Source organism: Streptodolium elevatio, assembly GCF_053592165.1.
This window is the reverse complement of sequence record NZ_JBSFVE010000003.1, coordinates 283,610-307,397: the sequence shown is the minus strand read 5'-3', so window position 1 is coordinate 307,397 and position 23,788 is coordinate 283,610. Positions and strand designations below refer to the sequence as shown.

Annotated in this window: 20 protein-coding genes, 1 tRNA gene and 1 pseudogene; 15 read left to right on the top strand and 7 right to left on the bottom strand. The window is 72.2% G+C overall.

Annotation, left to right across the window (positions count from 1 at the left end; all coding sequences use genetic code 11):
• Window positions 1–28: 28 nt before the first annotated feature.
• The 8 genes and pseudogenes from tmk to ACWD12_RS08940 form a co-directional block, all read left to right on the top strand.
• Window positions 29–3,373: a dTMP kinase gene (gene tmk, locus ACWD12_RS08975; RefSeq protein ID WP_450098953.1), complete on the top strand. Its 3,345-nt coding sequence runs from the start codon at window positions 29–31 to the stop codon at window positions 3,371–3,373.
• Window positions 3,374–3,445: 72 nt separating this feature from the next.
• A complete protein-coding gene (locus ACWD12_RS08970) occupies window positions 3,446–4,633 on the top strand; it encodes a DNA polymerase III subunit delta' (protein ID WP_450098952.1) in 1,188 nt (395 codons plus the stop codon).
• Between the two features lie 297 nt (window positions 4,634–4,930).
• On the top strand, window positions 4,931–6,526 hold the full coding sequence (locus ACWD12_RS08965) for an alpha/beta hydrolase-fold protein (RefSeq protein ID WP_450098951.1): 1,596 nt from the start codon (window positions 4,931–4,933) through the stop codon (window positions 6,524–6,526).
• A gap of 117 nt (window positions 6,527–6,643) precedes the next feature.
• The gene (locus tag ACWD12_RS08960) at window positions 6,644–8,257 is read left to right on the top strand and encodes an alpha/beta hydrolase (protein WP_450098950.1); all 1,614 of its coding nucleotides are present in this window, start codon (window positions 6,644–6,646) and stop codon (window positions 8,255–8,257) included.
• A gap of 43 nt (window positions 8,258–8,300) precedes the next feature.
• Window positions 8,301–9,968, top strand: a complete 1,668-nt coding sequence (locus ACWD12_RS08955) for an alpha/beta hydrolase (protein ID WP_450098949.1) — start codon at window positions 8,301–8,303, stop codon at window positions 9,966–9,968.
• A gap of 172 nt (window positions 9,969–10,140) precedes the next feature.
• Entirely contained in the window at window positions 10,141–11,652 is a 1,512-nt protein-coding gene (locus ACWD12_RS08950) for an alpha/beta hydrolase (protein WP_450098948.1), read from the top strand.
• Window positions 11,653–11,707: 55 nt separating this feature from the next.
• A tRNA-Thr gene (locus tag ACWD12_RS08945) sits at window positions 11,708–11,781 on the top strand.
• A gap of 125 nt (window positions 11,782–11,906) precedes the next feature.
• Window positions 11,907–12,119 (top strand): annotated as a pseudogene (locus ACWD12_RS08940) (hypothetical protein); the annotation flags it as partial.
• A 107-nt stretch (window positions 12,120–12,226) separates the two neighbouring features.
• Here ACWD12_RS08940 and ACWD12_RS08935 read toward each other — a convergent pair.
• Together ACWD12_RS08935 and ACWD12_RS08930 are read right to left on the bottom strand one after the other, a co-directional pair.
• Window positions 12,227–12,448, bottom strand: coding sequence for an NAD-dependent epimerase/dehydratase family protein (locus ACWD12_RS08935; protein WP_450098947.1), 222 nt, complete (start codon window positions 12,446–12,448; stop codon window positions 12,227–12,229).
• 49 nt (window positions 12,449–12,497) lie between these two features.
• Window positions 12,498–13,454, bottom strand: a complete 957-nt coding sequence (locus ACWD12_RS08930; protein ID WP_450098946.1) for an alpha/beta hydrolase family protein — start codon at window positions 13,452–13,454, stop codon at window positions 12,498–12,500.
• A gap of 197 nt (window positions 13,455–13,651) precedes the next feature.
• Here ACWD12_RS08930 and ACWD12_RS08925 point away from each other — a divergent pair, with 197 nt between their 5' ends.
• A complete protein-coding gene (locus ACWD12_RS08925; RefSeq protein WP_450098945.1) occupies window positions 13,652–14,242 on the top strand; it encodes a TetR/AcrR family transcriptional regulator in 591 nt (196 codons plus the stop codon).
• 12 nt (window positions 14,243–14,254) lie between these two features.
• On the opposite strand, the gene ACWD12_RS08920 is transcribed toward ACWD12_RS08925, so the two are convergent.
• Window positions 14,255–14,476, bottom strand: a complete 222-nt coding sequence (locus ACWD12_RS08920) for an excalibur calcium-binding domain-containing protein (protein WP_450098943.1) — start codon at window positions 14,474–14,476, stop codon at window positions 14,255–14,257.
• 362 nt (window positions 14,477–14,838) lie between these two features.
• Window positions 14,839–16,476 carry an ABC-F family ATP-binding cassette domain-containing protein gene (locus ACWD12_RS08915; RefSeq protein WP_450098942.1) on the bottom strand — a complete coding sequence of 546 codons (1,638 nt, stop codon included), beginning with the start codon at window positions 16,474–16,476 and terminating at the stop codon, window positions 14,839–14,841.
• Between the two features lie 484 nt (window positions 16,477–16,960).
• Here ACWD12_RS08915 and ACWD12_RS08910 point away from each other — a divergent pair, with 484 nt between their 5' ends.
• From ACWD12_RS08910 to ACWD12_RS08900, 3 genes are all read left to right on the top strand, one after another.
• Window positions 16,961–17,491 carry a hypothetical protein gene (locus ACWD12_RS08910; RefSeq protein ID WP_450098941.1) on the top strand — a complete coding sequence of 177 codons (531 nt, stop codon included), beginning with the start codon at window positions 16,961–16,963 and terminating at the stop codon, window positions 17,489–17,491.
• A gap of 193 nt (window positions 17,492–17,684) precedes the next feature.
• Entirely contained in the window at window positions 17,685–18,023 is a 339-nt protein-coding gene (locus ACWD12_RS08905) for a PadR family transcriptional regulator (RefSeq protein ID WP_450098940.1), read from the top strand.
• Window positions 18,023–18,781 carry a SoxR reducing system RseC family protein gene (locus tag ACWD12_RS08900; protein ID WP_450098939.1) on the top strand — a complete coding sequence of 253 codons (759 nt, stop codon included), beginning with the start codon at window positions 18,023–18,025 and terminating at the stop codon, window positions 18,779–18,781. The genes ACWD12_RS08905 and ACWD12_RS08900 overlap by 1 nt, the downstream gene beginning before the upstream one ends.
• Before the next feature lie 147 nt (window positions 18,782–18,928).
• Here ACWD12_RS08900 and ACWD12_RS08895 read toward each other — a convergent pair whose 3' ends face one another.
• Both ACWD12_RS08895 and ACWD12_RS08890 read right to left on the bottom strand, forming a co-directional pair.
• Entirely contained in the window at window positions 18,929–19,711 is a 783-nt protein-coding gene (locus ACWD12_RS08895; protein WP_450098938.1) for an SDR family NAD(P)-dependent oxidoreductase, read from the bottom strand.
• Window positions 19,712–19,753: 42 nt separating this feature from the next.
• The gene (locus ACWD12_RS08890) at window positions 19,754–20,536 is read right to left on the bottom strand and encodes a glucose 1-dehydrogenase (protein WP_358357319.1); all 783 of its coding nucleotides are present in this window, start codon (window positions 20,534–20,536) and stop codon (window positions 19,754–19,756) included.
• A gap of 284 nt (window positions 20,537–20,820) precedes the next feature.
• Here ACWD12_RS08890 and ACWD12_RS08885 point away from each other — a divergent pair, with 284 nt between their 5' ends.
• Together ACWD12_RS08885 and ACWD12_RS08880 are read left to right on the top strand one after the other, a co-directional pair.
• Window positions 20,821–21,444 carry a TetR/AcrR family transcriptional regulator gene (locus tag ACWD12_RS08885; RefSeq protein ID WP_450098937.1) on the top strand — a complete coding sequence of 208 codons (624 nt, stop codon included), beginning with the start codon at window positions 20,821–20,823 and terminating at the stop codon, window positions 21,442–21,444.
• Window positions 21,445–21,574: 130 nt separating this feature from the next.
• Window positions 21,575–21,982, top strand: a complete 408-nt coding sequence (locus ACWD12_RS08880; protein WP_450098936.1) for a methyltransferase family protein — start codon at window positions 21,575–21,577, stop codon at window positions 21,980–21,982.
• Window positions 21,983–22,080: 98 nt separating this feature from the next.
• On the opposite strand, the gene ACWD12_RS08875 is transcribed toward ACWD12_RS08880, so the two are convergent.
• Window positions 22,081–22,515 carry a hypothetical protein gene (locus tag ACWD12_RS08875; RefSeq protein WP_450098935.1) on the bottom strand — a complete coding sequence of 145 codons (435 nt, stop codon included), beginning with the start codon at window positions 22,513–22,515 and terminating at the stop codon, window positions 22,081–22,083.
• Window positions 22,516–22,815: 300 nt separating this feature from the next.
• Between ACWD12_RS08875 and ACWD12_RS08870 the strand changes: the two genes are divergently transcribed.
• Entirely contained in the window at window positions 22,816–23,763 is a 948-nt protein-coding gene (locus ACWD12_RS08870; RefSeq protein ID WP_450098934.1) for a hypothetical protein, read from the top strand.
• The last annotated feature ends 25 nt before the right edge of the window (window positions 23,764–23,788 follow it).

Below are 23,788 nucleotides of genomic sequence, written 5' to 3'. Positions count from 1 at the left end.
CGGCGCCCACACGGTTAGGGTTGACGGCATGACGCAAGCCGAGCAGCACACGTCCGGGGCGGCGATACCGCCCCGGACCCCGGATCCCGTCACCGGCATCGGGGGCGTCCTCAAGATCGCCCCGTTCCGGCGCTTCTGGACCGCTATCGCCGCGTCCGCCCTGGCGGACTGGCTCGGCCTGCTCGCCCTCACGTCGGCCGCGCTGTGGACCGTCGAGGGCGACTACCTCGACTTCGCGGCGGCGGTCGCCGCGGTCTTCGTGCTGCGCCTGCTGCCCGCCGCGCTCGTCGCGCCGCTGGCCGCGCAGATCGTCGACCACCTCGACCGGCGCTGGACGATGGCCGTCTGCGACATCGTGCGGTTCGGACTGATCGCCTCGGTGCCGTTCGTCGACGAGTTGTGGTGGATCCTCGCCGCGACCGCGCTGGGCGGCATCGCCGGAGCCTTCTGGGGGCCGGCTCGCGACGCGACCGTGCCCAATTTGGTGCCGCGCCAACGCCTCGCGACCGCGGCCCAGTTCAACTTGGTGACCGGCTACGCCGCCGCGCCCGTCGCGGCCGCGGTCTTCATCGTGCTGGCGCTGGTCAACCAGTTGCTCGCGCCGTCGTTCGACACGCTCGCCAAGCACCCGTCCGACATCGCGCTGTTCGCGACGGCCGCCGTGCACCTCATCTCGGCGCTGTACGTGTACATGCTGCGCATGCCTACGCGCGGGCGCTCGGTCAGCACCCGGCGGCCGAACCCCATGCTCGTGGTCGCCGACACGCGCCGCGTCTTCAAGCACTCGCGCACCACGCGCGGCCTCGTCATCGGCATGCTCGCGCTGTTCCTCGGGGGCGGCGTGCTGGTCGGCCTCACGCCGCTCTACACGGCGGAACTGGGCGCGGGGAACGCCGCATACGGCACGGTCTTCCTGACGTTGCTCGCCGGTGCCGCGCTCGGCCTCCTGTGCGGTCCGCGCGTCGTCCCGACGTTCAGCCGCCGGCGCCTGTTCGGTATCGCGGTCGCGGCCGCCGGTCTCGTGCTGCTGATGACCGGACTGTTCGCGAACGTCGCCGTCGTCGTGGTACTCACCGGCGTCCTCGGCGTGCTGTCCGGGATCGCCTGGGTCACCGGCTACACGCTGTTCGGCCTGGAGGTCGGCGAGGACCTGCGTACGCGCGCCTTCGCGTTCGTCCAGGCCGCGGTCCGCGTCGTGATGCTCGTCGGACTCGCGGCGGGTTCGCTCGTCGCGGGGGCGATCGGCCTGCACTCCTGGACGCCCGGCGACCACTACGTCTTCACGTACAACGGCTCGGCGCTGACCCTCATGGGCACCGGCGTGCTGGTGATCGCGATGGGCCTGTTCGTGCTGCGTGCGGTCGACGACCGGCGCGGCGTCCCGCTGGTCCGCGACCTCGTCGAATCGGCCCGCAACGTCGACCACGTCTCGGGCCGCCCGGCGGGCGCGCCCGGCTACTTCATCTCGCTCGAAGGCGGCGAGGGCGTCGGCAAGTCGACCCAGGTCGAGGCGCTGGCCTCCTGGATCCGCAGCAAGGGCCACGACGTCGTGGTGACCCGCGAGCCCGGCGCGACCGAGATCGGCAAGCGCCTGCGCGCGATGCTGCTCGACGTCAACAACACCGGCATCGACCCGCGCGCCGAGGCACTGCTGTACGCCGCCGACCGCGCCGAACACGTCGCCACCGTCATCCGCCCCGCACTCGAACGCGGCGCGATCGTCATCACCGACCGGTACATCGACTCGTCGGTGGCCTACCAGGGCGCCGGGCGCGAGCTGGGCACGCGCGAGATCGCCCGCGTCTCGCGCTGGGCCAGCGACGGCCTGCAGCCCGACCTGACGATCCTGCTCGACCTCGATCCCGAGGTCGGCCACGGCCGCTTCACCGAGGTCCCGGACCGGCTGGAGTCCGAGCCGCAGAGCTTCCACCACCTCGTGCGCGGCGCGTTCCTCGACCTCGCCGCCGCCGACCCCGACCGCTACCTCGTCGTCGACGCCGCCCAGGAACCCGACGCGGTCACCACCGCGATCCGCCACCGGCTCGACCGCGAACTGCCCGTCTCCGAGCAGGAGAAGCGCCAGGCCGAGGAACTGGCCCGCCGCGAGCGCGAGGAGGAGGAGCGCCGCAAGGCCGAGCGCGCCCAGGCCGAGGCCGAGAAGCAGGCGCTGATCGCCCGCCTGCGTGCGGAGAGCGAGGAGCGCCAGCGGTACGCCGAGCAGCAGCGCCTCGCCGAGGAGGCCGCGCACCGTGCCGAGGAGGAGCGCATCCGGGCCGAGGAGGAGGTGCGCCGCCGGGCCGAGGAGCAGGAGCGGCTCGCCGCCGAGGCCGTGCGCCTCGCCGAGGAGGCCAAGCGCCGTGCGGAGGAGGAGCGCGTACGCCTCGAGGAAGAGGCCGCGCGCCGGGCCGCGGAGCAGAGGCGCCTCGAAGAGGAGGCCGCGCGCCGCGCCGAGGAGCACCGGATCCAGGCCGAGGAAGAGGAGCGCATCCGCCGCGAGCAGGCGCGGCGTATCGAGGAGGAGTCCGCGCTGCGGGCCGAGCGCGACCGCGTCGCGGCGGAGGAGGAGCGGGCCGCCGAGTCCGAGCGCCGCCGCCGTGCCGAGGAGGAGCGCCGCCGCCGCGAGGAGGAGGCCGCCGCCGACACCAAGCGCCGCCGCGAGGAGGCCGCGGTCCGGGCCGCCGAGGCCAAGCGCCGTGCCGAGGAGCGGGAGAAGGCCGAGGAGGCGTTGCGCCTCGCCGAGGCGGAGCGCCGCGCGGCCGAGGAGGATGCCGCTCGTGCGGTCGTCGCCGCCGCTGCCGCTCAGGCCCGTGCCGCGAAGGAGGCCGCGGCGCTCGCCGCCGAAGCCGGTGGCGCGGACGCGCCCGTGGCCAACGGCTCGACCCGTGCGTCGGGCGAGGTGCCGTCGGGAACGATCGCCGCCGACGCGCCCACCGCGGCCACCCGGGTCGTTCCCGCGGTCGACCCGCAGGCGGCTGCCCCGACGACGGCTGCCGGGGCCTCGTCCTCGGCGCCCGCGTCGTCCGAGTCTCCGTCGGGCGGGTCTTCGCCTTCCGGTTCGTCCGCGTCGTCGGCTTCGTCGTCGGCCCCCGCGCCGGCCGACGTCGAACCGGACACCGCCGAGCTGGAGATCGTCCGCCCCCGTCCGGTCGAGGAGCCCCCGCCGGGCTCCGAGGACGACACGCAGAAAATCCCCAAGATCCGCATCGACGAGACCACGCGCCTGCCCGTCGTCGCGACCGGCGACGGCCACGACGACCCGCACACGCTCGCCGACGACCTGCTCGGTCCGTGGGCCGGGCAGCCGCCGGAGCCGGACACCCCCGCGGAGCCCGCCCCGGAGGCGCGCAAGAGCCGCTGGCGCCGCAAGCCGTAGGTTGTCCGTTCCGCCCGGTACGGTCGTACTCGTCGGGCCCGAACCATCCGCAACTCCGAGGAGCACGCCGCCGTGACCGTGTGGGACGACCTGGTCGGCCAGGACCGCGTCGTCGGCCAGCTGCGTGCCGCGGCGTCGGCCGGCCGGGCCGTGCTCGCCGGTGAGGCGGGCGGCGGCATGACCCACGCGTGGCTGTTCACCGGCCCGCCCGGCTCCGGCCGGGCCACCGCGGCCCGTGCCTTCGCCGCGGCGCTCCAGTGCGTGAGCCCCGACCTGGCCCTGGGCGCCGAGCCCGGCTGCGGCCACTGCGACGGCTGCCACACCGCGCTGACCGGCACGCACGCGGACGTCGACGTGATCGGCACCGAGCTGCTGTCCATCGGTGTGAAGGAGACACGCGACCTGGTCCGCCGCGCCGCGATGTCCCCGGCGAGCGGACGCTGGCAGGTCATCGTCATGGAGGACGCCGACCGGCTCACCGAAGGCGCCGGCAACGTCCTGCTGAAGGCCATCGAGGAACCGGCGCCGCGTACGGTGTGGATGCTCTGCGCGCCGTCCGTCGAGGACGCGTTGCCGACGATTCGGTCGCGCTGCCGGCACATCGCGCTGCGTACGCCGCCGGTCGACGCGGTCGCCGACATGCTCGCCCGGCGCGACGGGATCGACCCGGCGATGGCCGCGTACGCCGCCCGTGCGACCGGCGGACACATCGGGCGCGCCCGCCGCCTCGCCACCGACGAGCAGACCCGGACGCGCCGCGCCGAGGTGCTCAAGCTGCCCACCCAACTCGGCGACATCGGCAGCTGCATGGCCGCCGCGCAGCGACTGGTCGACGCGGCCGCCGCGGACGCGAAGGAGATCACCGAGGAGCAGGACGCGCGCGAGACCGAGGAGTTGCGCAATGCGCTCGGCGCGTCGACCCCGGGCGGCCGTTTGCCGTCCGGTACGGCGGGGGTCGTCAAGGAATTGGAGAACCGCCAGAAGAAACGCGCGACGCGCACCCAGCGCGACTGCCTCGACTTGGCGCTGATCGACCTCGCGGCCTTCTACCGCGACGTCCTGGCGGTCCAGTTCGGGGCCCAAGTCCCGCTGGACAACGAGCAGATGCGTCCCGCGCTGGACAGCGTCGCGCGCTCGGCGACCCCCGAGACGACGCTGCGCCGCATCGAGGCGATCCTCGCCTGCCGGCGCGCGATCGACACAAATGTCGCGCCGTTGTTGGCCGTCGAGGCAATGGCGCTGACCCTTCGGGCCGGCTGAGCGGGAACCCGGAGCGGCGTCCGAGGCGTCGACATGGGAGAGTTCCCCACGGCGGACCAGCCGCCTCCCGGGTCACTGTGATCCCACCACCGGTCCTCCGGCGGTACTCACGGGCGACCCTTTGCCATTGCTCCAGGGATGTACCCCGGGACGTCCGGCCCGGAGAACCACCGCGGCAACTGCCGCCGGACGTGCAACCGGAAGCACAACCGGAATCACGGCCGGAGACAGAGCAAGAGACAGAGCCGGAAACAGAGCCAGAACTACTGCCAAGGACGGTGCAAGTCGGTGCGACCGGTGCGGAAGGCACTCAAGGCCCTGCTGATCGCGGCGACGACGGGCTTCGCCGTCACGTACCTCCTGCGCACGCAGGGCGCGAAGCTCCAGCGACGCGCGGCCGGCGGGGCCGGGCCGGAACCACGCGTTCCGCAACGCGACTTCGCCGGGGAGCCGGTACGCCCCCCTGCCCTCACCGGGCGCGGTGGCGGCCCGAACGGCGGGTACGGGGGCCGCGGCACGGATGACGCAGACGACACACCTGTGTCGACTCCCGTCGTCCCCGCACCGCACCGCCCGCGCACGGCGCCCATGCCGCCGCCCGCGGTCACGCCGGTCACCCGGGTCGTCCCGGGCGCTCGGGACACTCTGGGTACTTCGGCTGATGCGGCCGCCGGGGCCGCCGCGGCCGGGCCGGTTGCGGCGGACGTACCACCTGGTGCCCGCGAACAGGCCCCCCAGATCGTCGAGATCGACCCCGACGAGCTCACACCGCTCGCGGTTATCGGCCCCGAGCCGGAGCGTCCTGCGCGTACCCGGCGCCCCCAACTCGTGGTCGGCGGCATCGCCTTGGCGTTCGTGGTGGCCGCGGGCGCCGTGGGGGCCCTGGCGTACGACAGCCTGAAGGGCGGGGACGACGAGAAGACGTCCCCCGCCGCCGCCACCAGTTCGGCGGCCACGCCGCGCCCGTCCACCAGTGCCACCACCGGCGCCCTGGCACCGCTCGGCCCCCAGCAGTTCCAGTCGCTCGGCACCCGCTCCGGCGGCGTGCTGAACCACCTCGAACTCGCGGGCCGCCGCTCCGGCGTGACGTCCGACGTGTGGGTCTGGCTCCCGCCGCAGTACTCGCAGGAGAACATGCGGAGCAAGAGCTTCCCGGTTCTCGTCGTGCACTCGGCGTACCCGGGTGTGGGCGCCAACTCGATGCTGGAGCCCGGGATGGGGCTGCTCGCGGACCTGACCGACGGCATCACGAGCGGCACGCTGCCGCCGTTCGTGATCGTGGCACCGGAGTTGACGCCGTATCAGCAGAGCGAGATCAACGCGCTCGCCGACCCGGCCGAGATCGACACCGAGTGCAGCGACATACCGGGCAAGCCGAGCATGGCGACGTTCCACAACGAGGACGTGCGCGAGGCGGTGGCCGCCACCTTCCGTGTGTCGACCGACCGCGCTTCATGGGGACTGCTCGGCGAGGGCGCCGGCGGCCTGTGTGCGACGAAGTACGCGCTGCAGTACCCGCAGTACTACGCCGCTTCGGCCAGCATGTCGGGTCCGCTGGAACTGACTTCGCCGCTGTGGCCGTCGGCGCCGGGCGTACGCGAGGCGCAGCAGCCCAAGGCACTGCTGGCCAAGAACCCCGACGTACGCGTGTTCATCTCCAACGCGACCTCCGCCAACGCCGCCCGCCAGCAGGCGATCTCCTTCAAGGCCGCCGCCAAGGCCCCGACCGTCGTCGAGAACTCCGTCGCGGCCGGCATCGTCGCCAAGCAACTCCCCGCCGCCCTCGAGTTCCTGGACCGCAACGTCACGGACAGCACGGAGAAGTCCCCGTCCTCCACATCGACCGCCACCACAGGCACGGGCACCGGCGGGACGTCGACACGTCGGCCCTGACGGGCCATCAGCACCCTGACCGCGGGGGTGACGGAGCGACGTGATAGTTGTTCCACCGTGACCGCCCCTGACGCGCATAGACGCGCCCTCGTTCGCCGCGGAATACCCGCATTTGCCGTGACCGCGGCCCTACTTGCGGGTTGCAGCCCGGGAGGCGGTGGCACCGCCGGCAACGTCGCCGACGCGAAGCCCTCCGGCTCCCCGGCCCCGGCCGGTACGCCTACCGCCGACCCCGGCACGCCTCTTCCGCCGCCTCCGCCCAAGGGACAGGACGATCCGGCGCTCAAGGACTTCTACGCCCAGAAGTTGGCGTGGAAGGCGTGCAAGGACGACCCGGAGACCGAGGAAAAGGACGAAGCCGAGTTCCAGTGCGCGACGCTCCGCGTGCCGCTGGACTACGCGAATCCCACCGTCCGCTCGATCGAGGTCGCGCTCATGCGCCACCAGGCGGCGAACTCCGAGGCCCGGGTCGGCACGCTGCTGGTGAACCCCGGCGGGCCGGGCGGCTCGGGCAAGGATTGGCTGAAGTACGCGTACGGGCGCTTCGACGGCGCCATGCACGACCGCTTCGACATCATCGGCTTCGACCCCCGCGGCGTCGGAGAGAGCAACCCGATCCAGTGCCTCGACGACAAGGCCAGGGACCGGGACAACGCGGACGACGGGCCGGACCCGAAGGACCACGCGGCGAGCAACGCGTACTCCGAACAGAAGAGCAAGGAGTTCGCCGACGCCTGCCAGGCCAAGTCCGGCGACCTCCTGCCGTTCGTCGGCACCCGCAATGTGGCGCGCGACATGGACGTCCTGCGCGGCGTCGTCGGCGACTCCGAACTGCACTACCTGGGCTACTCCTACGGCACCTACCTCGGGTCCCTCTACCTTGAGGAGTTCCCCGACAAGGCGGGCCGCCTCGTCCTCGACGCCGCCGTCGACCCCGCCGAGGACCCGCTGGAGAAGTCGGTGAACCAGCAGATCGGGTTCGAGCAGGCGTTCACGCGCTTCGCCAAGGACTGCGCCGCGCGCGCCGGCTGCCCTCTCGGTCGCAACGCCGACAAGGCGGCCCTGGTGGGCGTCGACTTCCTCGACGGGTTGCGCACCAAACCGCTGACGACCCGCGAACGGGGTCGCAAGCTGACGTCCAGCCTCGGCTGGACCGGCATGATCAGCCTTCTCTACGGCGACGCGGAGCGCTGGAAGTGGCTGCGGGATGCCTTCACCTACGCGATGCGCGACGGCGACGGATCCGCCCTGCTCTACTACGCCGACAATTACAACGGCCGCAATGAAGAGGGCAAGTACGACGGCTCGATGGACGCCCTCCCGGCCGTCCGCTGCGCCGACGGAGCGGCCGCGGCGCCGTCACCCGAACGGGTCCAAGAGGTCCTCGCCAAACTGCGCAAGGAGGCCCCGCTGTTCTCACGGGACACGGTCGCGGAGGACTTCGACGGTCCCGGGTGCGAGTTCTGGCCTTACAAGACCCCGGAGAAGGCCCACACGATCAAGGCGCCCGCGGACAGCCCGGTGCTGGTGATCGGTACCACCGGCGACCCCGCGACGCCGTACGCGGCCTCCGAGCGCCTCGCAGAGGGGCTCGGCAACGCCACCCTCCTCACCCTTGAGGGTGAAGGCCATGCGGCGTACGGCAAGGGCAACGCGTGCATCGACGACGCCGTCGACAAGTTCTTCCTCGACGGCACGATGCCCCCGGCCGGGACCCGCTGCGTGCAATAGTCCGACCGAACACCAAACCCGGGCGCGTGGTAGGCATGACAGGGTGAGGATCTCCAGCCGCCACGGCGCCCGTCTGCGCGGGGCCATACCCGCCGCCCTCGTCACCGCCGTTCTTGTCGCGGGGTGCTCGTCGGGCGGCGTGGCGTCCAAGGTCAAGGACTCGGCGGGCAACCCGGGGGCAGGCGCTCCCGGGGCGGCCCGCGGGCCCGGCCTCGACACGACGCCGATTCCCGGTGCCAAAGGGCAGAACGACCCGTCGCTGACGGCGTTCTACACGCAGCAGCCGGACTGGAAGGCCTGCGCGGACGACCCGGAGACGGCCGCGGACGAGGGCGAACTCGAGTGCGCGTCGCTGCGCGTACCCCTCGACTACGCGAACCCGGGGACCAAGGCCATCACCATCGCGGCCATGCGTTATCCGGCGAGCGCGAGCGGGAGTGCGCGAATAGGTTCGCTGCTCACCAATCCCGGCGGGCCGGGCGGCTCGGGTCTCGACTACCTCAAGGGCTCGTTCGAGAGCACCGACCCGGCGATCCACAAGGCCTTCGACATCGTCGCCTTCGACCCGCGCGGCGTGGGGGAGAGCTCACAGGTCAAGTGCCTCGACGACGCCGAGCGCGACCGGCGCGACGCGGAGGACGGGCCCGACCCGAAGGACATCGCGGCCAGCACCGCGTTCGACGACCAGCGCAGCAAAGAGTTCGCCGAGGGCTGCGAACGCAACTCCGGCGACCTGCTGCCGTTCGTCGGCACCCGCAATGCCGCGCGCGACATGGACATCCTGCGCGTGATCGTCGGCGACGCGCAGCTGAACTACCTCGGCTACTCGTACGGCACCTACCTTGGGGCCCTGTACGCCGAGGAGTTCCCGAACCGCACCGGCCGCCTCGTCCTCGACGGAGCCGTCGACCCGGCGGCCGATCCGCTCGACGACTCGATCGCCCAGCAGGTCGGGTTCGAAAAGTCGTTCACACGCTTCGCCGAGGACTGCGCGACCCGCCCCGACTGCCCGCTCGGCAGCGACCCCGCGAAGGCCGCCCTGGTCGGCGTCGACTTCCTGGACGGCCTGCGCACTTCCCCGCTGCCCACCCGACTGACCGACGGCCGCCGGCTCACCTCCAGCCTCGGCTGGACCGGCACGATCCGGCTCCTGTACGCCGACGAGGCCCAGGGCTGGCGCGCGCTGCGCGAAGCGCTCACCGCCGCCATGGAGCGCGGCGACGGCACCCCTCTGGTTCTCTACGCCGACGACTACAACGGCCGCGACGAGAACGGGAAGTACGACGGATCGATGGACGCCCTGTCCGTCATCAGCTGCGCCGACGGCATGTCCGAAGCGCCTTCCCCGCAGCGGGTCCAGGAGGTCCTGGACCGGCTGCACCGCGAGGCCCCGCTCTTCTCCCGCGACACCGTCGCCGAGGATCTGGACGGCCCCGGTTGCGAGTTCTGGCCGTTCCGCACGACCGAGAAGCCCCACGCGGTCAAGGCGGCCGGCAGCAAGCCGATCCTGGTGATCGGCACGACCGGCGACCCGGCGACCCCGTACGCCGCCTCCGAACGCCTTGCCGAGGGCTTCGAGAACGCCACGCTGCTGACGCTGGAGGGCGAGGGCCATACGGCGTACGGCCGCGGCAACGCGTGCATCGACGACGCCGTCAACGCCTACCTCCTCGACGGCACGATGCCCGCCCCCGACACACGCTGCTCCTGACCTCTCCCGCGCGCGGGCCAAGCCCCCGGGCACACCCCCGGGCCCCCTCGCACGCCTCACCGCGGCACCCCTCAAGTCGCCGTCAACGCACGGTCCTCAGCCCCCGGCCGGTTACGCTCAAGGCGACGGTCGGCCCCGCGCGGCCGAGGGGCGAGGCAAGGGGCTGGTACGTGTGAGGCGACGCGTCGGCGCGGCATTGGCGGCCGCACTCCTGCTGGCGGGGTGCTCGGACGGCGGCGACGGCAAGAAGGCCGCACCGCCGCCCACCGCGAACGGCGGGGCGACCTCCGTCCCCATGCCGGACGCCGACAAGATCGACTGGGGCCGCTGCCCCGAGGGCGGCAACTTCGAATGCGGCACCCTCTCGGTGCCCGTCGACTACGCCGACGCCGACGGCCCCAAGGTCGACATCGCGCTCCTGCGCAAGAAGGCGACCGGCGACGACCGCATCGGAGCCCTCGTGGTCAACCCGGGCGGCCCCGGCGGCTCCGGCATCTCCTTCGCGCGCTACGCCGCCTCCGCCTTCCCCAAGGACATCCGCGAGCGCTACGACATCATCGGCTTCGACCCGCGCGGCGTCGGACGCAGCGCGCCGGTGAAGTGCCTGTCGGACACCGAGATGGACGCGTACACGCAGATCGACCAGACCCCCGACACCCCCGACGAGGAGAACGCCGCCGTCGACGGCGCCGCCGGGTTCGGCAAGTCCTGCCAGGAGAACACCGACCAACTCCTGGGCCACGTCAGCACCGCCGAGGCGGCCCGCGACATGGACCAGATCCGGGAGGCGCTCGGCGACGACAGGCTCAACTACCTCGGGGCGTCGTACGGCACCTTCCTCGGCGCGACCTACGCCGAACTGTTCCCCGACAAGGTGGGCCGCTTCGTCCTCGACGGCGCGATCGACCCGAGCCAGAACGCCGCGACCGCCAACCGCGTGCAGGGCGGCGGCTTCGAGACCGCGCTCGTCGCGTACGTCGACGACTGCCTGGCCGGCGGCTCCTGCTTCCTCGGCGGCGACCGCGAGGCCGCCCTCGCCCGCATCCGCGGCCTCCTCGCCACCCTCGACGCCAACCCCATCCCCGGCGACGCCAAGCGGCAGGTCAACGAACCGATCGCCACCACCGGCATCCTCTCCCCGCTCTACTCGCGCGACCAGTGGCCCGAACTCACCCGCGCCCTCCAGTCCGCCTTCCGCGGCGACGGCGGCCCCCTCCTCGACCTCAGCGACATGTACTACGAGCGCGGCGCCGACGGCCGCTACGCCAACCTCATGTACGCCAACGCCGCCGTCAACTGCCTCGACAGCCCCCCGGCCGCCACCACCCCCGACCAGGTCAAGGCCCAGGTCGCCGAGTTCGAGGCGACCTCCCCGACCTTCGGCCGCGCCCTCGCCTGGGCCGGCCTCACCTGCGGCACCTGGCCCCTCTCCGCCACCGGCCGCCCCCACGAGATCAAGGCCGCCGGCGCCGCCCCCATCCTCGTCGTCGGCACCACCCGCGACCCGGCCACCCCGTACGCCTGGTCCCAAGCCCTCGCATCCCAGCTCGAGTCCGGCCACCTCCTCACCTACGACGGCGACGGCCACACCGCCTACCTCCGCGGCAGCACCTGCGTCGACTCCGCCGTCGACAGCTACCTCCTCACCGGCTCCCCGCCCCCCGACAACAAAACCTGTAATTGATCACCCCGCCCCCTGTGTATGCTTGTCGCCGTCCCCACCACCACGGTGAAGACACGCCGCCTTAGCTCAGTCGGCCAGAGCGACGCACTCGTAATGCGTAGGTCAAGGGTTCGATTCCCTTAGGCGGCTCAGCAATGAGGGCCAGGTCAGGTAGACCCTGACTTGGCCCTCATCTGTTTCCTGTACGAGCGCGTCCCCATGGGCGTGTGCGTCGTCACAGGGACGGTTCCTCTGAAAGACGAGGAGAGCCGATGATGCGGATCGGAATCACCGGGCATCGTGGTCTGACCGGCGCCGTGGCGGACGCGGTGCGGCGACGGCTCGTGGAAGCGGTCGAGGCGCACAACCCCGCCGAACTCGTGGGTGTCTCCTGCATCGCCGACGGGCCCGACGCGTGGTTCGCCCGCGCTGTACTCGACTACGGAGGCACGGTCGAGGTCGTGATCCCGGCGGAAAAGTACCGGGACTGAGAGCGGGCGGCCCTCGACCGGGTGATGGGCCGTGGATCACAAGGCCATGGGCGGACGCCGCGGCGATGGCGGGCGGCGGGCGTACGTCGAGGGCTCAGGCCTTGTTACCGGCGCGTAGCCAGGTGATGTAGTCGGCGGCGGCCGATCGCGAGCAGGGCGTCGCGGTCGGCGACGTCCGCCTGCTCCACGGCGACTCGGCCTCCGGTGAGCATGGCCGGCAGGCTGCGGGGCCGGCGCTGGACCACCACGCAGTCTTCGCCCAGGTCGAGCAGTGCGCGTACGGTGTGGGACCCGATGAAGCCGAGGCCCCCGGTGACGAGGATCATCTCCCGTCCCTTCTACGGTGGTTCCGGATCGGTGCGGTGGGCGGGTGTGTCACTTGCTCCGCAACTTGCCGAGCGGGTGCGGGTCTTGCTCCAGGGCCGTGGCGGCGGCCTTCCAGTCGGTGTTGTCGTTCCGCAGAACGCTGTCCAGGTACGCGGTGGTGACCTGCTGGATCAGCGCGACGCGGGCGGGGCTCTCGTCCGTGGTCTCGGCGACCTCGTAGCCGGGGATGCCGCCGAGTGAGTGCTCGCCTCCGAAGAGCGTCAGGAGGCTCTTGGCACCCGGGCTGTACGTGTACGGATCGGTGAACCAGTCCGGCCCGCGCGTGGACAGGTGCGATTGGTCCTTGTCCCCGGCGACGACCAGGGCAGGGGCGGTCATCGTGTCGAAGCGCGGCCGCATGAACGGGAGATGCTCGGCCGCGAACGGAGTCAGGTCGTCGCCGAGACCGGTCAGGGCCAGGAGTACGCCGGCCCTGACGCGCGGGTCGGACAGGTCCTCGCCGGGTACGCCCGCGGCGTCCAGGACCCGCGCGCCCAGCAGGGTGCTCACGGTCTGGGCTCCCCACGAGTGGCCGGCCACGGCGATGCGGGTGCGGTCGACGCGGCCGCCGAGCCCCGGTACGGCGGCTTCCAGCACGTCGAGTTCGTCCAGTACACGCGTGATGTCGTCGACGCGGATGCGCCAGATGTGCGGCGTACGGGGGTCCTCGGCGGGAATGCCGAGCGTACGAGAGTCAAGGTGGGTGGGCTGGACGACCACGAAGCCGTGTGCGGCCCAGTGGTCCGCGAGCGGGGCGTACCCGTTCATCGACGAGCCGAAGCCGTGCGAGAAGACGACGACCGGCAGGTCGACACCGGTCGCGGGGGCGGATACGCGGACCTGAAGGTCCTCGCCCCGGCTGCCTCCCGACGCGGGCAGGACGACCGGCTTTGCGGATATCACCACGGCGGCCCGACTGACGGACCGCGCATTCACGGTGTCGGATGCAGGGCTGAAATCGGACATGGCAGGGCCTTTCGATCAGGTTCGTCGGTTCCGGGGGGGCGGCGCGCGCCAGGCCGCGAGGCGAGTAGGCGGGACACGGGCGGCGACCTGGCCGCAGGCGTCCCGGTCTGCCATCATGAATGAAGCGGAACGTTGCTCCACTTACAATATGGAACACTGCTCCGCTTTGCAAGCCCAGCCATGGAAGGAGTGCCGCGGTGCCCGACAGCAGCTCTCGGCAGGGGAGTTCCGCCGCGTCCAAGCGCAAGGACGCCCGGCGCAATCAGCAGACCCTGCTGGACGCGGCCGCCGCGGTCTTCGTCGCCTCGGGCGTGGACGCCCCGGTACGCGAGATCGCCGCCGAGGCAGGCGTCGGCATGGGCACGATCTACCGGCACTTCCCCACCCGTGCCGACCTGATCGTCGCCGTCTACCGCCACCAGGTCGACACCTGCGCCGAAGCCGGGCCCGCCCTGCTGGCGGCCGAGCCGACCCCGCATACCGCACTCGAACGCTGGACCGACCTGTTCGTCGACTTCCTGGTCACCAAGCACGGCCTTGCCGCCGCGATGCAGTCCGACAACGCGGGGTTCGAGACGCTGCACGCGTACTTCCTCGACCGGCTCGTACCTGTCTGCGCCGCACTCCTCGACGCGGCCGCGGCCTCCGGCGAGATCCGCCCGGACATCGAGGCGTACCAGCTCATGCGCGGCATCGGAAACCTCTGCATCGGCGCCGACAGCGACCCCCGCTACGACGCCCGCCGCCTCGTCGCCCTCCTCGTGGCAGGCCTGCGCCAACCGCAGTAGCCACCGGTCACCTCACTCCACCGGCCCGCTCGTCGTGGACGGCGCAATTTCCGGGCTCGGCTCACAGGCGGTGCCGTCCTTGTCCTGGTCCAACTCGTCGCGATAGCCGGGTTCACCGCGCTCGATCGGCGCCTCCCCGGCCTCCCAAGCCTCCGCGCATCGCTCGAAGTACAGCGGGCCCCGCCCCGACGGTGGCGTCGTCGTGCCCGACAGCACGGTCAGGTCGTAGTGCATTTCGTCATGTGGTGTTTGACACTTGCGCATACGAACTCGCGAACGTGCTGCCGCCGAGGGCCCACGCACGCGCGTAGTCGCGCGCGTTGACGGCGTCGAAGTACGCGTGCACCACGCTCAGCGGCGCGGGCGGCACCGATGTCGGAACAGGTGGCGGCGGTGCTGGCGTCGACGGAACCGGCGGCGGTACGGCAGTCGTGGGCGGTGCAGGCAGCGTCGGCGGCGGGGCGGTCACGGTCACCGTCTGCGGTCCGGGTGCCGTTGAAGTCGGCGGCGACAGACCGCTCGGCGAGGCGGTCCCGCGGCCCGCGCCTTCCCCGCAACCGGCGAGGAGTCCCGCCGCGAGTGCCGCCGGCGGGGCGTCAGGTCGGGGTCTCGGGTTCTTCGACGATGCCTTCGCCTCGCTCGATGCGGAGTCTTCTTGTGATGCCGATCGTGGCGAGGAAGGGCTCGTCGTGGCTGACCACGAGCAGCGCGCCCTGGTAGGCGGCGAGCGCCTGTTCGAGCTGGCGCACCGACGCCAAGTCGAGGTTGTTGGTGGGTTCGTCGAGGATCAGGAGGTGCGGCGGTGGCTGCGCGGACAGCAGGGCCGCCAGTACCGCGCGGAAGCGTTCGCCGCCGGACAGCGTGCCGACCGGCTGTTCGGGGCGGTTGCCGGTGAACAGGAAGCGCGCCAGGCGGCCGCGCAGTTCGGAGTCGGGGGAGTCCGGGGCGAAGCGGCGCACGTTCTCCAGGACGCTCGCGCCGTCGTCGAGGATGTCCAGCCGCTGCGGAAGATGGCGTACGCCGTCCACGCCGATCCGCACCTCGCCCCGCGCCGGCTCCGCCGCACCGGTGATCAGGCGCAGCAGCGTCGACTTGCCCGCGCCGTTGTCGCCGACGAGGGCGATCCGCTCGGGCCCGCGTACGACGAGGTCCAGGCCGTCCGGACCGTACAACTCGTCCGCGGTGTTCAGCCCCTCGGCGGTGAGCACGGTACGCCCGGCCGGAACTTCCGTCTCGGGCAGCGCGATGCGGATCTCCTTGTCGTCCCGCACCGCGTCCTTGGCCTCGGAGACGCGGGTGCGCGCGTCCTCTAGGCGGCCCTCGTGCATGCCCTTGTACTTGCCGGCCGTGACCTGCGCAGCCTGCTTGCGGCCGTTCGCGACGATCTTCGGAACGCGCTTCTCCACCTGGGCCTTTCGCCCCGTGCGCATCCTGCGGGCGAGCCGTACCTGCGCGTCCGCGAGTTCTTTCTTCTGCTTGCGCAGGTCGGTCTCGGCGGCGCGCACCGTTCGCTCGGCGCTTTCCCGCTCCACCTCCAGGAGTTCCAGGTACTCGGTCAGGTTGCCGCCGTACGTCCGGGCCGTCCCGGTGCGCAACTCCACGATCTGGTCGACGAGATCGAGCAGCACGCGGTCGTGGCTGACCACGACCAGGACCCCGGCGTACCCGCCGACCGCCGCGTACAGCCGTTCGCGCGCCGACCGGTCGAGATTGTTCGTCGGCTCGTCGAGCAGCAGGACCTCGGGACGGCGCAGCAGCAGCGCCGCGAGCCCCAGCAGCACCGACTCGCCGCCGGACAGCGTGCCGACGGTGCGGTCCAGGTCGACGTGTGGCAGCCCGAGCCGGTCGAGTTCCGCGCGGGCGCGCTCCTCGACGTCCCACTCGTCGCCGACCGTCTCGAAGTGCCGTTCGTCGACGTCGCCGCTCTCGATCGCCAGTAGTGCCTGCCGGGTGGCGGCGATGCCGAGGACGTCGTCCACCCGGCGGTCGGCGTCCAGCGGCAGGTGCTGCGGCAGGTAGCCGACCTCGCCGACCGCGGTGACGGACCCGCCGGCGGGCGGCAGTACCCCGGCGATCAGTTTGAGCAGCGTGGACTTGCCGGCTCCGTTCACGCCGACGAGGCCGGTACGTCCGGTGCCGATGGCGAGGTCGAGGCCCTCGAAGACGGGCGTGCCGTCCGTCCAGGCGAAGGACAGGTCGGAGCAGACGATTGCGGGGGTTGTCGGAAAAGACATGGAGCGGCTCCCGAAGACGCGTGGCGGCAAGGACGCGTATGGACACCGCAGCGCGATGACGGGGAACCGAGGTCTGACCGGAAAAGCGGCCCGGAAATGCGAGAACGCCCGGGACGGTCACACCGAGGTCGGAACGCAGCCGCGAGCTCGTGGGCTCAAGCGGTGCGGTGTCCAGACCTCAGATGCGCAATGGACCATCCAGACGGGCGACAATGTGACCGGATGATCTTAGCCTCATGGCCGGCCGACTGGCAAGCGAGGTCTTGTCGGCGGCACTCGATCAAGTTGGCCGATTCGGCGTACTCGGAGCCGACCGCCTCGCTACCTTGTTCGACACGTGACGGGGGTGCCGGGGCGGGGCAGGGGGTGTCCCCGCGGTACACGAAATGTCTTGGGGCGTCCAAGCTTTCGCGGCGGCGCGGCCTGTTCGGCGGCCCGCCGAGGATCCCGGTCATGCAGTGTTTCTCCGCTCAAGAGAGGCAGCATGAACCGCATACGAATAGCCGCGGCGGTGTTCGTCGTTCTCGGGTTGGCCGCGTGCGCGCCCGAGTCCACGCAGGTCGAACCGGACGCCAAGGCAGCCGGAACCCTGGCGGCGGCCCCGCTCGCCCCCGGCGGCGGCGGGCCGACGGCGACCGCGACAAGCGCATCGCCGACACCCACACCCACCCCGACACCTACGCTCGCGGCCCCGACGCCGCCGGTGGCTCCGCCCCCGCCGCTGCCCCCGCCCCCGGCCGTGCCGACGGCGGTCCCGCCGCCCCGTGTTCCCGCGCCGCCTGTGGCGCCCGCGCCGACCCGGGCGCCCGTGCCGCTCCCGGCGACCAGCCGTCCGGCGCCGCCCGTCCCGCCGGCACAGGGCGGCAGCTGCGAGATCGTCTCCAACGCCGGCAACTGCTACAACGACGGCCAGTTCTGCCGCAAGGCGGATCTGGGGCGTTCGACCCACGACCGCGACGGCGAGTGGATCACCTGCAAGCGCGACGGCACGGTGAATCGCTGGATCGCGGGATAAGCCGAGGGGCCGAATCGCCCCCGCGCTGAGCCGCCGGGACCGGTCGCCCGGACCTCGCGTACGTCGGGCAGTCGAGGGGCGCCCGGGCCGAAGGACGAAACCGGCTCGGGCGTCCTGCCGTTTTGCGGCCCGGGCCGGCAGTCGTATGGCTAGCTAGGTTGCATTGCTACCTATCACGTGATGTCATCTAGGTATGAGTACCGACCGTCGTGCCAGCTGGCTCAAGGGCGTGCTGGACCTGGCCGTGCTCTCCTGCCTCGTGGACGGGGAGAGCTACGGCTACGAGATCGCGAAGACGCTGGACGAAGCCGGGCTGGGCCAGATCCGTGGCGGCACGCTCTATCCCGTGCTGAACCGACTGGAGGAGGCGGGGTTTGTGGAGGCGGAGTTCAGGGCGGCGGAGCGCGGGCCGGGGCGGCGCTACTACCGGCTGACCACCTCCGGGCGTGAGGCCCTGCGCGAACAGGGCGCGGCATGGCTGGAGTTCCACGATGCGGTACGCGCCGCACTGGCGAAGGGAGGTGTGGCCTGATGGCGCCGACGAGCTACTTCGAGCAGCTGGCGGCCGCGCTGCACGCACGCGGGGTTCCGGAGGCACGGGTGGCCATGACGGTCGAGGAGGTCGCGGGCTACGCGGCCGACGCCGGGGCCGACCCGTACGCCGAGTTCGGGCCGGTCGAGGAGTTCGCCGCCCGGCTCGCCGGGACGGGTGGCCCGGGGGAGCCGGAGGCCGGCGCGGAGCGCTGGGTGTGGACCGCGGACGCGTACCTCGACCAGCGGATGATGAACCGCTTCGGTGCGCAGGGCTGGGAGATCCAACGCGTGGACGGCCTCGGGCGCTTCGTGAGCCGCCGTCCCCGGGAGAGCACGCTGCGCTGGGAGTACCGGCGTGACGTGGTCGAGCGGCGGGATCGCGCGTCGCACGCGGCGGAGCTGGCTCCGGAGGGCTGGGAGCCGTGCGGGCACTGGATGTTCCTCGCCTACTACAAGCGCCCGCTCGCGGCCGTCGAAGGCCCGGCCGCCTGGCTCGCCGATCCGCCTCGGCACCCGGAGCGCAGCGTGTACTTCACGCGTCGGGCCTACGCGGCGCTGGCGGTACCGGTGCTGGTCATCGCGGCCCTCGTGGTCATGGCGGTGCTGGGCGAGCCGATCGGCCCCGGATCGCTCGACGCGGCCACCGCCGCGGGCATGGCCTGCGGCGCGGTCGTGGGATTCGGCGTCGCGGCGTTCTTCCTCCGCAGGATGCGGCAGGAGTTCCGGCAGGCGTCACGCTTCCCGCCGGTCGGCTGACGACGCGTCAGTCTCCGCCTCCCACCTCGGGGCCGCCGCACGCCTCAGACCCGCCTCAGACCCGCCTGAGGCCCGTCGCAAGGCGCGCATTCGGGCGCGGATCAAGGCACGGATCAAGGCCGAACCGGAGCCGGACCATGACGCGGATCACGGCCTCCCGCCGTCGATGCGGAGCACCGTGCCCGTGGTCCAGGCGGACGCGGGCGAGGCCAGGTAGACGACCGCCGCGGCGATCTCGTCGGGAAGGCCCGCGCGTCCCATGGGGATGGCGTCGAACACGGCACGTACCTCGGCCGCGCCGAGCGCCGCGGTGAGCAGGCCGGTGTCCACCGGACCCGGCTCGATGGCGTTGACCCGCACGAGCGGGGCGAGTTCGGTGGCCAGCAGGCGCGTGAGGTGGCTGAGCGCGGCCTTGGCGGTGCCGTACGCGATGCGCCCCGGCCCGGTCGACGACGCCGCCCGGGACGACATCATCACGACCGAACCCCCGTCGCCGGCCTGGAGGTGCGGGAGTGCGCGCCGGGTCAGGTCGTACGCGGTCGTCACGTTCAAGTGGAACGCGGCGTCCAGTCCGTCGGCGTCAAGTGCGTTGATTCCCCCGGCTGTTCCCCCACCCACGTTGTTCACGAGGACGTCCACGGAACCGAACCGCGCCACCGCGCTCTCGACGATCTCCTGGCGATGGGGGGCGGAGAGGATGTCGCCGACGACGACCGCAGTTCCGGAGCACCCCTGCCGCTCCTCCCGAGTCCCGCCGGCCTCGGCCGCAATCTCGTCGGCGACTCCGGCCAGCGCGGATGCGTCGCGCGCGGCCAGGACCACCGACGCCCCGGCGCGGGCGAGTGCGATCGCGGTGGCGCGCCCGATGCCGCGGCTCGCGCCCGTGACGATGGCGCACTTCCCGGTCAGCACCGCCATGCTGCCACCCAAAGTCCCTCCCTCAACCGCGACTTCGCCATCCGGCCGCCCCGCTCAGTGGAAGAGCACCGGCCGCTCCGGGCGCGGCGCCGCGCGCGGTCCCGCGGTGAAGCCGCCGTCCACGACGAAGTCGGCGCCGGTCGTGTACGAGGCACCCGGCGACGCGAGGAACGCGACCATGTGCGCGATCTCCTCGGACTCGCCCGCGCGTCCGAGCGGGAGCCCGTCGAAGCGCGTGTCGCGCTCGGCGCCGGACCGGTCCTCGGTGAGCATCCCACTGCGGATCGCGCCCGGCACGACGGCGTTGACCCGGATACCGAGCGGCCCCAGTTCGATGGCGGCGGTACGCGTCAGCCCGCGTACGCCCCACTTCGACGCCGAATACGCCGACGCCCACGCCTGCGCCTGGGTGCCGCTGATGGACGCGACGTTCACGATCGATCCGCCGCCGGCCGCACGCATCGCCGGCACCACGGCGCGGATCCCGAGGAATGTGCCGGTGAGGTTGATGTCGACGATGCGCCGGAACCCCTCGGCCGATTCCTCCTCGATGGGGACCAGCCGCATCGCCGCCGCGTTGTTCACCAGCACGTCGAGGTGGCCGAATGCGTCGTGCGCGCGGGAGACGGCGGCGGCCCAGTCGGACTCGTCGGAGACGTCGAGGCGCTGGAACACCGCGGCGTCGCCCAGCTCGGCGGCCACCGCCCGGCCCGCCTCCTCCTGTACGTCGGACACCACCACGCGGGCGCCGCACGACGCGAACAGCCTGGCCTCCGCGGCTCCTTGGCCCTGCGCCGCGCCGGTGACGAGCGCGACCCTGCCGGTCAGGTCGTACATGTAGCGAGCCTCTCGGGTGTGGTCGCGCGGGGTACGGCGGCCCGCCGACGCCGCTGTTTCATAGCCATGATGCCTATCATGGCTATGAAAAGGGGGCAAGCGCTCTGTTCCCGCCTGGGCGCCCGCCGGTCAGGTCGACAGCGGTCGAGGTCCGCTCCGTCCTCGAACACATGGACGGCTGCCGGACCCGACCCGCTCTCCGGAGCCGCCGCGGGCATCGTGTCCGCGGCGGCTCCGGGTCGGGGTCAGACCGTTTCTGTAGTGACTGCTATAGCCTGGGTGTCATGACGCGCACGCCCCCCGACCAGACCACCGCCAAGCGGGGGCGCCCGCGTGCCTTCGACCGGGACGCCGCCCTCGCAAAGGCCACGCAGCTGTTCTGGCAGCGCGGCTACGAGGCGACCTCGATCGGCGAGCTGACCCGCGCCATGGGGATCAACCCGCCGAGCCTGTACGCGGCATTCGGGGACAAGAAGGCCCTGTTCCTGGAGGTCGTGTCGACGTACGGCGAGACGTACGGCGCGTTCACCCGGCAGGCGCTGGATGAGGAGCCGCGTGCGTACGACGGCATGGCCCGGCTGCTGCGCGAGGCGGCCGTGTCCTTCACCGATCCGACGCACCCGCGCGGTTGCCTGGTCATCTGCGCCGCGACCAATGTGACCGAGCAGAGCAGCGACGTCGAGGCCGACCTGCGGGCCCTCCGTGCCGGCAACATCGCCGAGTTCGAGCGCCGGTTCCGGGGCGCCGTGGAGGCGGGGGAGACCGCGCCCGACGCCGATCCGCACGCGATGGCGAACTTCTACGCCGCGGTCTTCCAGGGCATGTCGCAACGTGCCCGGGACGGCGGCACCACCGACGAACTGCGGGCCGTCGCCGAGATGGCCATCGCGGCCTGGCCGAAGCCGTGACCGCCGCCGATACCCGCTGACAGAGCCGGTCGTCGGAGTCCCTGGCAGAATCCGCCGCGCGGTCTTCTCCTTGTGCCGACAGCCCCCACCGGCAGCCCCACTGAGCGAGCCCCCGGCGCAGAATGTGACCATGCGGAAATCGAGCGCCGCGCTGGGCAGTTCGCTCTTCTTCGCGGCCGCGCCGGGCGTGGTGGCCGGAGTGGTTCCCCGGCTGCTCACCCGCTGGCAGCCCGGCCACGCGTCCGCGAGTTGGGGCGTCCCGGTACGCGTGGCGGGCGGGGTCCTGCTGTCCGCCTCGGCCGCGGTGCTCGTACATGCGTTCGTGCGCTTCGTCGTCGAAGGGATCGGCACGCCCGCGCCGGTGGCTCCGACGGGCCGCCTGGTGGTGGGCGGCCTCTACCGGTACGTCCGCAACCCGATGTACCTGGCCGTCACCGGAGCGGTGGTGGGCCAAGCACTGCTGCTATGGCGTCCGCTTGCGCTGCTGCCATATGCGGCGGGGTTGGGCGTGCTGTTCGCCGTTGTTCGTACGCGCTGACGAAGAACCCGCATTGCGACGGCAGTTCGGGGCAGAGTACGAGAGGTACCGCGCCGCGGTCCCCGCGTGGCGGCCGCGGGGGCGGGCCTGGCGGGGCGTCACGCCGCCCGCAGGCCCCGACCGCGTTTGAGGGTGTGGCGCAGGCGGTGGCGTACCGGAGTCGGGGCCGGCCTGCGGGCAGGAGCCGTGACGGGTTGCAGCGGGATCGGGCTGGTCAGCAGCGCCACGGGTGCCAGGACTACAGGGGATTCCAGGGCCACGGGCTTCAACACCGGCTCAGGATCCGGCTGCGGCGGTGTGGACTCGGCGGCGGACGCCTCGGGAACCGGCGCGGGGGCCGGCCGTGCGGTGTCCGTATCGGCGACGCGCACGGCGGCGGGGAGTTCGGCGGGGAGTTCCGGCTTGGCGCGCGGCGTGCGCGGTACCTCTCTGTCGGCAACGGCAGGGCCCAGCATCCGGTCCTCGAACCACGTGAGACCCGATATGAGGCCGAACATTCCGATCGGAGCCAGGAGGGCGAAGACAAGATACATGTGCGCCGCCTGAGGTCGGGGGGTGAAGGCCGGGCTGGAGGTCTGCGACGTCCTCGCGGCGGCCTTTGAGCCGTGCCGTTACTTCTGACGGCTAACCGGGATCGACTAGGCCAAACGCGTCGACTGAGCCGAGCCGAATCCCGGATAGCGCTCATGTGTTGATCGAATTCGATCGTAAGCGGACACGCCTGATCTTTCCTGGCGAGACGGTCCCTCCCGGGTAATCCGCCGAGGGTGTCGACGGAGCGTAGGGACCGTGATCACTTAGCGTGAAGTATGACCGTATTGTGTGGTAAAGGTGTGCGGCGTCTGCGCGTGCTCCTGGCGGCCTTCGTCGCCACGGCCCTCCTGACCGTGGTGCCGTCCGCGACCGCTCGGCCGGGACTGCCGCCGCCGGCGCCGGTCGACCTGTACGACATGGTCCGCCGGGACCTCGGCATCCTCCCCGACAGGGGCTACACCCGGCCGGGGGAAGACGTACGCGCCGCGCTGCGTACCGGCCTCGATCGCGTCGTGGCGCGGGACTGGCAGGCGGTCGACGACGCGCTCCGCCCGCACCACTATTCGGGTACGACGCAGGCCGATTCCCCGAGCGGAGTGTTGTTCGGGCGGGTGTTCCCGCTCGACCACCCCAACGCGGGCCGGGGCGCCGCGTACGTCATGGGCGAGGGCACGTCCGTCGCGGTCCATGTCCCGCATCCCGTCTGTGAGCCGGGCGTGGACCGGCTGGGTGTCGAAGTGGCCCGCGGCGCCAAGGACTCCGTGCTGCTGGTGGCCGGCGCGAAGCGGTTCGCGGGCGGACCGGGAGCGGGCTGCGCGCACCCCGGGAAGGAGCCGCTGCCGGTGGACTGCGAGGCGGCGTCGGATCCATGGGTCTGCGACCAGACGGTCTTCCACACATGGAGCGAGTACCTGCGTGGGCGTTCGCTGCCGGCGGTGAGTCTCGTCGGTCTGGCCACGGACCGCGCGGTCGCCGACGTCGAGGTGGACGTGCCCGACGGGTCGGCCAGTTCGTTCGGGGAGGCGATCGCGGTGTCGGCCGAGCAGGCGGGCTTCACGGTGTGCCGGTCGTGGGTGGACACGTGCCCTGGCGCCGACGAGGGCAGCCGGTCGCGGCAGGCGCTCGCGTACGGGGGTACGCGGGCGGCGTTTGCGGCGGTCCAGGTACGCCAGTCCGTGCTGGACAACGCGGAGGAGCTCGTGCAGGTGGCGAAGGCCGTCGCCGCGGCAGCCGGCGCCCACCATTGACGCGGCGTCAGTAACGGGGTGACGG